Source organism: Hufsiella arboris, assembly GCF_009834875.1.
Taxonomy (GTDB): Bacteria; Bacteroidota; Bacteroidia; order Sphingobacteriales; family Sphingobacteriaceae; genus Hufsiella_A; species Hufsiella_A arboris.
Genome location: NZ_WVHT01000002.1, coordinates 670,542 through 681,925 on the forward strand (window position 1 = coordinate 670,542; position 11,384 = coordinate 681,925).

12 protein-coding genes are annotated in these 11,384 nt (G+C 40.1%); 6 read left to right on the forward strand and 6 right to left on the reverse strand.

The annotated features are described in order from the left end of the window. The first annotated feature begins 62 nt into the window (after positions 1 to 62). A complete protein-coding gene (locus GS399_RS06675; RefSeq protein ID WP_160843812.1) occupies positions 63 to 932 on the forward strand; it encodes a polyphosphate kinase 2 family protein in 870 nt (289 codons plus the stop codon). A 3-nt stretch (positions 933 to 935) separates the two neighbouring features. On the opposite strand, the gene GS399_RS06680 is transcribed toward GS399_RS06675, so the two are convergent. The 3 genes from GS399_RS06680 to lepA all read right to left on the reverse strand — a co-directional run bounded on the left by GS399_RS06680 (position 936) and on the right by lepA (position 4,278). Then, entirely contained in the window at positions 936 to 1,451 is a 516-nt protein-coding gene (locus GS399_RS06680) for a hypothetical protein (RefSeq protein WP_160843813.1), read from the reverse strand. Between the two features lie 87 nt (positions 1,452 to 1,538). Then, positions 1,539 to 2,420, reverse strand: a complete 882-nt coding sequence (locus GS399_RS06685) for a bifunctional 5,10-methylenetetrahydrofolate dehydrogenase/5,10-methenyltetrahydrofolate cyclohydrolase (RefSeq protein WP_160843814.1) — start codon at positions 2,418 to 2,420, stop codon at positions 1,539 to 1,541. A gap of 70 nt (positions 2,421 to 2,490) precedes the next feature. After that, entirely contained in the window at positions 2,491 to 4,278 is a 1,788-nt protein-coding gene (lepA, locus tag GS399_RS06690) for a translation elongation factor 4 (protein ID WP_160843815.1), read from the reverse strand. 40 nt (positions 4,279 to 4,318) lie between these two features. Between lepA and GS399_RS06695 the strand changes: the two genes are divergently transcribed. Continuing rightward, the gene (locus GS399_RS06695) at positions 4,319 to 5,206 is read left to right on the forward strand and encodes a fructosamine kinase family protein (protein ID WP_160843816.1); all 888 of its coding nucleotides are present in this window, start codon (positions 4,319 to 4,321) and stop codon (positions 5,204 to 5,206) included. Beyond that, entirely contained in the window at positions 5,206 to 5,553 is a 348-nt protein-coding gene (locus GS399_RS06700) for an MmcQ/YjbR family DNA-binding protein (RefSeq protein ID WP_160843817.1), read from the forward strand. Before GS399_RS06695 ends, GS399_RS06700 begins: the two co-directional genes overlap by 1 nt. Before the next feature lie 64 nt (positions 5,554 to 5,617). Here the strand turns inward: GS399_RS06700 and GS399_RS06705 are convergent, their stop codons facing one another. Together GS399_RS06705 and GS399_RS06710 are read right to left on the reverse strand one after the other, a co-directional pair. Further along, a complete protein-coding gene (locus GS399_RS06705) occupies positions 5,618 to 5,785 on the reverse strand; it encodes a hypothetical protein (RefSeq protein ID WP_160843818.1) in 168 nt (55 codons plus the stop codon). 16 nt (positions 5,786 to 5,801) lie between these two features. After that, positions 5,802 to 8,039 carry a T9SS type A sorting domain-containing protein gene (locus GS399_RS06710; protein WP_160843819.1) on the reverse strand — a complete coding sequence of 746 codons (2,238 nt, stop codon included), beginning with the start codon at positions 8,037 to 8,039 and terminating at the stop codon, positions 5,802 to 5,804. A gap of 299 nt (positions 8,040 to 8,338) precedes the next feature. Between GS399_RS06710 and GS399_RS06715 the strand changes: the two genes are divergently transcribed. From GS399_RS06715 to GS399_RS06725, 3 genes are read left to right on the forward strand one after another with little or no spacing between them, the layout of a single operon-like run. Then, the gene (locus GS399_RS06715; protein WP_160843820.1) at positions 8,339 to 8,794 is read left to right on the forward strand and encodes a ferritin-like domain-containing protein; all 456 of its coding nucleotides are present in this window, start codon (positions 8,339 to 8,341) and stop codon (positions 8,792 to 8,794) included. Positions 8,795 to 8,804: 10 nt separating this feature from the next. After that, complete coding sequence (gene ku / locus GS399_RS06720; protein WP_160843821.1) at positions 8,805 to 9,572, forward strand: non-homologous end joining protein Ku; 768 nt, start codon at positions 8,805 to 8,807, stop codon at positions 9,570 to 9,572. Positions 9,573 to 9,583: 11 nt separating this feature from the next. After that, positions 9,584 to 10,159, forward strand: coding sequence for a DNA polymerase ligase N-terminal domain-containing protein (locus tag GS399_RS06725; RefSeq protein WP_160843822.1), 576 nt, complete (start codon positions 9,584 to 9,586; stop codon positions 10,157 to 10,159). Between the two features lie 49 nt (positions 10,160 to 10,208). On the opposite strand, the gene GS399_RS06730 is transcribed toward GS399_RS06725, so the two are convergent. Beyond that, positions 10,209 to 11,378, reverse strand: a complete 1,170-nt coding sequence (locus tag GS399_RS06730) for a tetratricopeptide repeat protein (RefSeq protein WP_160843823.1) — start codon at positions 11,376 to 11,378, stop codon at positions 10,209 to 10,211. Positions 11,379 to 11,384: the final 6 nt, after the last annotated feature.

The window sequence follows — 11,384 nt, forward strand, 5'->3', positions numbered from 1 at the left end:
TCAGGATACGCTATAAACGGCAAATCCTCGAAAAAATTTCAGCAATAAAGATAAACGTAGAAATGAATTCCATAGCCAAAAAATTTCAAATTGAGCGAGACAGCAAACTTTCTTTAAAAAAATCAGATACCTCCGAAACTGGCGGCTTTGAAAAAGAAGCAGCAGAACAAGAGATGGAAAAAATCAAATCAGAGATGGCGCAGTTACAAGATCGTTTGTACGCTACAGACCGGTATTCGCTGCTGATTATATTTCAGGCGATGGATGCAGCCGGTAAAGACAGCGCCATTAAACATGTGATGAGCGGCTTAAATCCACAGGGTTGCCAGGTTTTCAGTTTTAAACAACCGTCTTCTGAAGATTATGACCATGATTTTTTATGGAGACACTATAAGGCTTTGCCGGAAAAAGGGCGCATCGGCATACATAACCGCTCACATTATGAAAACGTGCTGGTAGCTAAGGTTCATCCCGATTTGCTTTTAAAGGAACGCCAGGTTGATTCGCCAAACGTTAACAAAGATTTTTGGCAGGATCGGTATCAGAGCATCCGGGATTTCGAAAAACATCTGACCCGAAACGGAACCAAAATCATCAAGTTCTTTTTAAACATCTCAAAAGACGAACAGAAAAAACGCTTTCTCGAACGTATTGATACTGCCGAAAAGAACTGGAAATTTTCCTCATTCGATTTGCAGGAACGAGAACGCTGGGACGATTATATGAAGGCTTATGAAGAAGCTATAACCAGTACTTCGACAGATTATGCGCCGTGGTACGTCATTCCGGCGAATAAAAAATGGTTTGCCCGGCTGGCAATAAGCGGAATTATTAAAGAAACGCTTGAATCGATGAGCCTAAAAACTCCGCAATTATCACAAGAAGATGCGGATAATCTGCAAAAAAGTAAAGAACAATTACTAGGTGAATAATCCTTAGCTAAGAGGTCTTACTGTAACTTTTGGTTTCTCATCCTTAGGCACAATGAAAATTGTATCATTTTCAACTGTCTGCCCGGGATCGAGGTAATAACCTGCGATTATAACCATTAACGAGTTGATGATTTTGTCATTTTTATCTTTCGTAGGATAAGTCACACTGACCTGCTGGGTATTCATTTTTACTTCGATTTTTTTGGAAGTAAGTTTAGCTCCGGTAGCATTAACGCAATTTAATTCGACTAGTTTCCCTGCAGTAAAAGATGAAGGGTCAGGATAATTTTTAAGACGAACGTTATAAGACTTCTGTGTATTGTTCTTAACAGAGGCCACAACTTTATAGCGATCAAATTTTGCGCCCTTGATTTCAACGCTTTCTTGATTGACAACACGGAAAGTGACTTCTAACCCATCCAGATTAATGGTTTGTCCGTCTGTAATATCCTGGGCATGTAAAGTTAAACCAGACGCTAGAAATAACAGCAGCAGTACGGTTTTAGCGATTTTTTTCATATTGTAGAGTTGTTTTGAACTCTACAATACGTTTTTTACCGGTACAGGAAAATATTCAGACTCAACCTGCTGTGAGATCGAAATAAACTATTTGTAGATTTCTTTTTTCGCTGAGGCAAGCGTGTTTTTCAACAAACCGATTATCGTCATTAATCCAACACCACCCGGAACAGGAGTTATCCAGGAAGCCTTTGGAGCCACATTCTCGAAGTCCACATCGCCATAAAGCTTATAGCCTGATTTTGTAATTTGAGATTTCTCACGGTTAATACCGACATCAATAATTACAGCACTATCTTTAACCATTTCAGACGTAATAAAATTCTTTTTTCCGATAGCGGCCACGATAATATCGGCGCTTTGAACAATCTCGGTAAGATTTTTAGTCCTGCTATGCGTTAGGGTCACCGTGCAGTTACCGGGATAATCGTTACGGGCAAGTAATATACTCATCGGGCTTCCTACAATGTTACTGCGGCCTACAATCACGCAATGCTTTCCCGCGGTTTCAATTTTATATTCTTCCAGCATCATTAATATGCCGTAAGGAGTTGCCGGTATAAAACAGGGAAGGTTTCTCATCATCCGGCCAAGGTTTACCGGGTGAAAGCCGTCTACATCTTTTTTATAGTCGATAGTTTCTGTAACCTTTTCAGGATCAATATTTTTAGGTAACGGCAACTGAACAATTAGTCCATCTACTTCAGAGTCATTATTAATTTCTTTAATGCGATCTAATAACTCATTTTCAGTTACCGACTCGTCATAACGAATAAGTGTCGACTTAAAGCCAACCTTTTCGCAGTTACGCATTTTACTCGCCACGTAAGTTTCGCTTCCACCATCGTTACCAACTAAAATTGCCGCCAGATGTGGTTTTCTGCCAATTGTTGCCAGAACGCCTGCAGCTTCAGCTGTAATTTCTTCTTTAAGTTTTTCAGATACGAACTTTCCGTCGAGTAATTGCATGTGTTTAGATATGAGAATTGAGATATCAGATATGAGACATACATCGGTTCAATCTCATATCCGCCATCTATTAATCCAATTTTAAAACCGCCATAAATGCTGATTGAGGAATTTCCACGTTTCCTACCTGGCGCATACGTTTTTTACCTTTTTTCTGCTTCTCTAATAATTTTCGTTTACGGGAGATATCACCGCCATAACATTTAGCAGTAACGTCTTTACGTAAAGCGCGCACCGACTCACGGGCTATGATTTTTGCACCGATTGACGCCTGTATTACAATTTCAAACTGTTGGCGCGGTAAAAGCTCTTTTAGTTTTTCACAGATCTTTTTGCCGAAATCATATGAGTTACTTCTGTGTATTAACGAAGACAAAGCATCTACCGGCTCGCTGTTAAGGCGAATATCCAATCGAACCAGGTCTGATTGCCTGTAACCTATCTGGTGATAGTCGAACGAGGCATATCCTTTCGAAATGGTTTTCAGGCGATCGTAAAAATCAAATACGATTTCACCCATAGGCATTTCAAAAACCAGTTCAACACGGTCGGAAGTAAGATATGACTGATTGATTATAATTCCGCGTTTTTGAATACAAAGCGACATTACCGGACCTACAAATTCAGATTTAGTAATGATGTTTGCCTTGATATATGGCTCTTCTACGTATTCAAGTTTACTCGGATCGGGAAGGTCGGAGGGATTGTTAACAGCAATTTCTTCACCTTTAGTTGTATAGGCGATGTAGGAAACGTTCGGAACGGTTGTAATAACCGTCATGTCAAATTCGCGTTCAAGGCGCTCCTGGATGATCTCCATGTGAAGCATTCCCAGGAATCCGCAACGGAATCCAAAACCGAGAGCAGCCGAAGATTCCGGTTCAAAAACTATTGACGCATCATTAAGCTGCAGTTTATGCATGCTTTCGCGAAGCTCTTCATAGTCTTCCGTATCTACCGGATAGATACCGGCGAATACCATCGGCTTTACTTCTTCAAAACCCTGGATCGCATCCTTTGAAGGATTTTCTATGGTGGTGATGGTATCTCCAACCTTTACTTCCCGGGCCTCCTTAATACCTGAGATGATGTAGCCAACATCGCCTGTTTTTATAACATCCTTCGGAACCTGGTTTAGCTTAAGCGTACCAACTTCGTCGGCAATATATTCTTTACCAGTTGCAATAAACTTAACTTTATCGTTCTTGCGAATCTGACCGTTGACAACCTTAAAATAGGCGATAATCCCACGAAAAGAATTGAAAACGGAATCGAAAATCAATGCCTGAAGCTCGCCATCCGGATTGCCTACCGGTGCAGGCACACGTTCAACGATTGCGCGTAAAATTTCATGAACGCCCATTCCTGTTTTACCAGAAGCTGCCAGAATTTCTTCGCGCTTACAACCAATAAGGTCAACAATCTGGTCTTTCACTTCTTCCGGCATAGCCCCGGGAAGATCCATTTTATTTAAAACCGGGATGATTTCCAGGTCATGCTCTAAAGCGAGATAGAGGTTGGAAATGGTTTGCGCCTGTATTCCCTGGGAAGCATCAACAATAAGTAAAGCCCCTTCGCAAGCAGCGATTGAACGGGAAACCTCGTATGAAAAGTCGACGTGTCCGGGGGTGTCAATCAGGTTCAGGACGTAATCCTGGCCATCCAGTTTGTAATTCATCTGGATAGCATGACTTTTAATGGTTATCCCACGTTCACGCTCCAGGTCCATATCATCAAGCAATTGGGCTTGCGCCTCGCGTTGAGTGATTGTGTTGGTATATTCAAGCAATCGATCGGCTAATGTACTTTTACCATGATCGATGTGCGCTATAATGCAAAAATTCCGTATATGCTTCATCCGAACCGCAAAGATAAATTTTTGAAAGTAATTTTAAGCCATGTTTTTAAGTGATCATTTAGCGTTGTACCTAAAGCAGATCTTCCGTCAAAAGGGAGTAAGAAACGGTGATTTTGAAGTATTAAGCATTGTTTCGGGCGGTGATATAAACTTTTGTTGTAAACTGAAAGCGGGCGCCGGGTTTTATTTTCTCAAATTCAACTATCTTAAGAAGTATCCTGATATGCTCTTTAAAGAAGGGCAGGGGTTAAAACTTATAGCCAATTCCGGCAGTATCAATACGCCTGACGTTGTTGCAACAGGAGCTGTCGTCGACGAACAGTTCTTATTACTTGAGTGGATTACATCTGGAGATAAGACAGCGAAAAAATCGCAGCGATTGCTAGGAGAGAGGCTCGCCGAAATGCATAAAAACACACATGAATCATTCGGGCTCGAGTTCGACAATTACATGGGTTCGCTGAAGCAAACAAATACGTTTTGCAATAATTTTACGGAGTTTTTTATTATGAACAGACTTGAGATCCAACTCAAAATAGCATTCGATAATAAGTTGGTAAACAGTGATTTATATTTAAAATTCAAACAAATATTCACGAAATTTGATGAATTGTATCCGACAGAAGATCCGGCTTTGGTTCACGGTGATTTATGGTCGGGAAATTATTTGGCAGGCTTAAATCAGCAACCGGTTTTAATTGATCCTGCCGTAAGTTATAGCCACCGGGAAATTGATATAGCGATGACGACACTTTTCGGAGGCTTTTCGAGCGAATTTTACCAGGCTTATACCGACGTTTTTCCTTTAGCCCCAGAATGGCAGGAGCGTTGTTTTTTGTGGAATCTTTATCCCTTGCTAATTCATCTGAATTTATTCGGGCAATCGTATATTCCGCAATTGAAAGCAAATTTGCAAAAATTTATCTGATGAATATCGAAGAACTCAGAGAGTATTGTATCTCAAAAAAAGAAGTGGAAGAAACTTTTCCTTTTGGACCGGATCATATCGTTTTTAAGGTAGCCGGAAAGATGTTTTTATTGGCACCGTTAGACACGCCTTTAACAATGAACGTAAAATGCGATCCAGAGCTTGCGCAGGAATTACGGGATCAATATGGGGAGGTTAAGCCGGGATATCATATGAATAAAAAGCTTTGGAATACTGTTGATCTTAACGGTTCGCTGCCTGCTAGCAAAATCATCGAATTTATCGATCATTCGTATGACCAGGTTGTAGCAGGTTTGCCGAAAGCGGTTAAAAGCAGGCTAATTTAACCTGTAAAACGGCAAATTGATCTTGTCATAATTTACATAGCAAATTTGCCGTGGCTGTAATCTTTTAGGCAGTGTTTTTAAATAGTGCGGATAAATTTTCAGAATTAATAATGCCTGTATCGTAATTAACAATATAAATAAGATTATCAATAACAACAGCAGCAGTATTATTTCCATCACAAGCAGCTTGAACTGACATACTTACGATAGTCGCAATCGACTGGATTTTCATTGCAAGAACAATTTTATTATTGGACTATCAATTTCGCTGTTGAAGATGTAGTTGCTGTTGAGGCTCTTATTAAATATATTCCGGTTATCAGCTTGCTGCTTTTCTGAAATGTTAATTCAGCGACACCATTATTATCGGTACTTACTTCATGAGTTTCCGAAATATTGCCGTTCATAGTCAAAATACTCACCTGCACAGCAGCTTCGGGAGGAAAGTTATCTATCCTCACGGAAACGTTACTTCCAGCCACGGGGTTTGGATAAACGGTGATCTTGTTTCGCTGAACATTTTCAGCGATCATGGAATCCGCCTTTTTATAGTTAACTGCTTGTTCTGCATTATCCAGGTGTGCGAGCGGTATAACAGTCTGGCCAATTATTATCGAATCTGCTATTTGGGCAGTAGCCATCAGTGCACTGGCGTTTAGCGTTGAACTTGCCAGTTTAATATTTTCAACATAATAGATATTGTCCTGATAATCATAATTGGTATATGGGGTTCCCAGGTAATCATTTCCGAGGATGTAAGTATTAGCAACGATATTTCCGTTATAATCTTTGACTTGCCAAACACGAATACCAATTTTTCCGCTGACATTTTTTGTCCTGTCACTACTTGCGCTGCCTACTTTAAAGCCAAAATTACCTGTCGGATCGAAGGACGCTTTTGCCGGAATAGTCGATGAAGCCGACTTTCTTGGTAACAACGACTGGCCATCCAGCGCTATATGGGTGAATATTTTTGTAGTCGCGGACGAGCCCTTGTCAAACCAATAGATCGTTTCAGTGGTTGCACAACATCCATGATAGGCCGCAAGCTGTGTAACTGTAACCGGTTTGGTTGAAGTGGCTTTTACAAAATATGAGGCCGCTACTTCGTCAGAATTTGCTATAACGGCGGACCCGTCAATTGAACCATCATCATGATTATATCCCGTTTTTGTAGTAAATCCAAACACCTTTAATATTTCCTGCGTATAGGGCTCTCGGGTACTTTCGCCTTCCTTTTGCCACAATCCGCTTAGTTTAACAGCCTTTGTTGGCGAACTAGTATCATTTGACGTAATTGTTAACTGATCTAAAAGTAAAGCCACTCTTGATCCGGCGTCCTGCGCCTTAAATTCAATGGTTACATCGATCGTTTTACCGCTTGTTAATTGAAAAGGAAGCGAGCCCGAGTAAGAAAGGTTCCACCGGCTGGTATTTGATAATGTAAGTTTGCTAACCGATAAGGTACCGGTTCCATTATTTTTTATGCGGAGCTTTACCTTATTGTGGTTTGCGTTGTAAGGCGTGTGAGTGCCATCATCGTTCGTACGCCTCCAGGGTACCTGTATTAGGGAAAAAACCAGCCGGCCGTCCGATGGAAAATAATCAAGATTTTGGAGCGCTATTGTTGGCTTGCTCGCGATTGCCTCTACCACAGAAAAATTATCGAAAGTATAAGTTACCGGTGTAGAACCATTTCTATAAGTTGCATAAATACCGGCATAGGCCGTATTGTTGGTTAATCCCATTCCAGCGATACTTAGCGTTTTAGTGGCGTAAGATGCCCCGACATTCAGAAAGTTTATCCCATCGGTTGAATAAAATGCTTCAGCAGTTTGCGAGACAGGATTGATAATCAAACGGAGTCTTAAAGTGTCTTTATCCAGGTTGCTGATCGTAGAGGTAACACGTTGATCATTAACATTCTGCGCGGATACATCATTGATCTCACGCATAAACTCAATTTTGTTGCCGACTGCAACCAGTTTTAAAAAAGTTTTGTCGTTTAAACCGAACCAAAGGCCGCCTTGCTGAAAAGAAGTTCCGTTGTATGGGAAAATGATCTTAGTATCGATTTGAAGTTTAATGGTTGAATTAACCCGCACACCAAGCGAATTTAACTGGTTGTTTGAAGTAGTTGACGCTATACCTTTATTAGTCAGTATTTTAAGAGTACTATTGCTTACCGTTAACTTTGACGGTTCGTAGCCAGGAACGCTGCTGTTACTTGGCGAGCCATCACCGGATGCGCGAGATGCGGATATAGATCGCACCATAGTGAAGCCTGTACCGTTACCGTTTTTATCAACGATAGTATTGGCGACATAACTATTGAAATTAAGCGTATAAGGCAAGCTAACATCTAGGTTAGCACAAGGCAAGGTGCTTATTGGTGTGCATCCATCGGCGAAGACAAACCTGTTTTTAATTAGCGGATGTTTATCAACACCATAGGCCTTAACGGCGCTAATTAAAATTACTGCCATTAAAATGTTTTTCAACTTGGTAGAGTTTAGATAGAGTTAAATAAAGTTTGTTGACTTTAAATTACCCTAAAAAAAGCAGTTTTGGAATTTCGGTCGATTATCTAATCGTATTTGTGAAGTAAATTGGTTATGATATGAGGTAAATTTCCCAGCCACTATTAAAATCGGATAACTTAATTTGTCTTATAATTTATATTATGTTAAATAAAAAATTGAAGTAACCCCCGCTCCATCCAAACCGGTTGTTTTCAATAAACCATTTGTTTGATAAAGCGTTAGCATAATTACACCGATATGCTATGGAACATTATATCAAACAGCTACAACATTTATACTCGATCGCTGAAGATGGAAAACAAGGATATTTAAGAGCAGCCGAAAAAACAGAATCCAATGAGCTGAAAGAACTTTTCAAACAATTTTCGAACGAGCGTGAAGCTATTGCTAATGATATTGCAGTTAAAATATCCAGATATGGTGGTTCCGTTCAATCCGATGAAAATGGCGGACCTCTCGGAATAATTCACAGAAACTGGCTTAATATCAAGACGGCATTTACTTCCAACAATGACCAGGTTATTTTAGAAACTTGCAAAAACGGCGACCTCGCGGCACTAGATGCATATGACGACGCGTTGCAGGGAGACTTATTATATACATCCTTGAAGAAATTCCTAACTGAACACAGGCTTATTATCCGTGAGGCCTTCGATAAAATTGATCAACTCTATTTCAAAACATTTAAAGAGACGTAAAACATTAAAAATGAGATCGATATGGAAAGGCTCAATTGGATTTGGCCTCGTTAATATTCCCGTAAAATTATACTCTGCGGTCCAGGAAAGTTCCTTATCGTTAGATATGCTTGATAGTCGCGATCATGAACGCATCCGCTACCAGCGTATTAATGAAAAAACACGCAAGGAAGTTCCGTTCGATAAGATTGTAAAAGGCTATGAGATTAAAGACAATTATGTAATTCTCGAAACTAAGGATTTTGAAGATGCCAGTCCCGAGAAAACTAAAATGATTGAACTGGAGAATTTTGTAAATATCGATGATATAAATCCGATGTATTATGAAACTTCGTATTACGCTGAGCCGGAAACACAAGGCCGGAAAGCCTATGCCCTCCTTATGGAAGCGTTAAAAAAATCAAAAAAAGCTGGAGTTGCGCGCTTTGTGCTTCGTACATCGGAAAACTTATGTGTAATTCATCCGGTAGAAAATGTGCTTGTGATTACAAAAATTCGGTTTTCGCAGGAGATCCGTTCTTCGGAGGAAATTTTTAGTCCTAATGAAGTTAAAGTAACTAAAAAGGAGCTTGATGTCGGTTTAGCACTGATTGATCAGTACACCAGCAAGTTTGACATTACCAAGTTTAAGGACGAATATCACACGGAATTGCTGAAAATTATTGAAGCCAAGGCCAAAGGAAAACGGCCGACAATCAAAAAACTTAAACCAGCAAAAACGACCGGCGACGACCTGTACGAACAGCTTATGCAGAGTTTAAACCGTAAAGGTGCATAATCATTTGATTTATGAGCTTAAAAAAATATAGTGAAAAACGGAATTTTGAAGAAACATCCGAGCCGAAAGCAGAAATCAAAAAAAGCACGAAGAAGCTCAGGTTTGTTGTTCAACGACACCACGCCTCGCGTTTGCATTACGATTTCAGGCTTGAGATGGACGGTGTTTTGAAAAGCTGGGCTATTCCGAAAGGACCGTCACTCAACCCTTCGGATAAGCGTCTTGCCATGATGGTTGAAGATCACCCCTATGATTACCGGACATTTGAAGGAACTATTCCTGAAGGAAACTATGGCGCGGGAACAGTTTCTGTTTTTGATGAAGGGACCTATGAACCTCTACGGGAAAACGTGGATGAGAAAGGATTGCTAAAAGAGTTGAAACAAGGCGATTTAAAATTTATTCTTCATGGCAACATATTAAAGGGCGAATTTGCTCTCGTTCGGTTTAAAAATGCTGAAGATAATTCATGGCTGTTGATTAAGCATAAAGACGATCATGCAGTAACACAGAAATTCGATAGTGAAAATCTCGTTCCGGAAGCTATTAAGAAAAAAGGCATTGAATGGAAAAAAGCTCACCAATAAAAAAAGCGACGAATAACATCATCGCTTTTTTTATTTGGTTATGTCGCTCTTATAATGCGTCGATCTTTTTCTGCATTTCATCAGCTTTTGCTGAATTCTTTTTAACAAGGTAATAAGTTTTCAGATTCGAAAGCGCTAGTTTGCTTTTCGGATCCAATTCGGCTGCTTTTTGCAAGTACGGTAAAGCCGTGTCAAAATTCGACATTGCTTGTTTCATCATAGCATCGTACTCCTTTTGCTTGGTCGCCGGCAGTTTATTTGCTTTATTATAAGTGTCAATGCCATTGTTCATAATCAAGCCACCCAGGTTTATGTAAGCATCTGTATAAGAAGGGTCAACAGCGATAGCTTTTTTATAAGCTTCTTCTGCTTTTGGATAATCCTTAATCGAGCTGTAAGCTATTCCAAGGTAATAAGGATAAATTTTATTGTTGGGTTCCTTAGCTGCTTGGGCTGATATCTTGCTGATAACTTCGCTCTGCTTGCCTGACATCAAGCTGTATTCGATTTCGCGTTGCGCAAGATTTTTATTTTGCGGGAATTTTTTAGCACCCTCGCCTGCTGTTGCAATTGCAGCCGCTGTATCTTTTTGATCCATATAAAGCAACGCAAGGTTTTCGTAAACTTCTTCAAGTCCCTTGAAATTTGTACTCGTTAATTGCTTGTACTTCGTGATAGCATTTGGATAATTTTTAGCCGAAACCGCTGACAATGCCGCGTAGTAAGTGAAAGTAGTGTCGTTAGGCATGTATTTCAAACCACTATCGAAAGCACTGTAAGCCTCTGTGTAGTTCTGTGCTTTAAACGCACGTACGCCTTTGTTCAAAACCACCTGAGCCAATAAACGGTTAGCTTTTTCGATATTTGCTTTTTGTTCGCCTTTGGTGTCCAGTTGCTGAGTTTTGCTGATCGATTTAACAGCTTCATCAACATAAGGAGCTACTTTCGCATCAACGCTGTCGCTAGTTGCCAGATCGGCATAAATCAATGAACGAATAGCCCATGTTTCAGGTAGATTAGCAGTTTTTTCATTAGCCGATGCCTTGTCGATGGATGTTTTAGCTTCTTCCAGACTTGGCATCGCAAGTTTTGCTCCCATGCTTCTCATGCCATCGTATTTTTCATAGCTGGCTTTAGCAGTACTCAATTCACCTTTTTGTGCAAATGCAGCTGTTGCTGATAAAAGCGCAATGGATAAAATGAATGATTTAATTTTCATAATTTA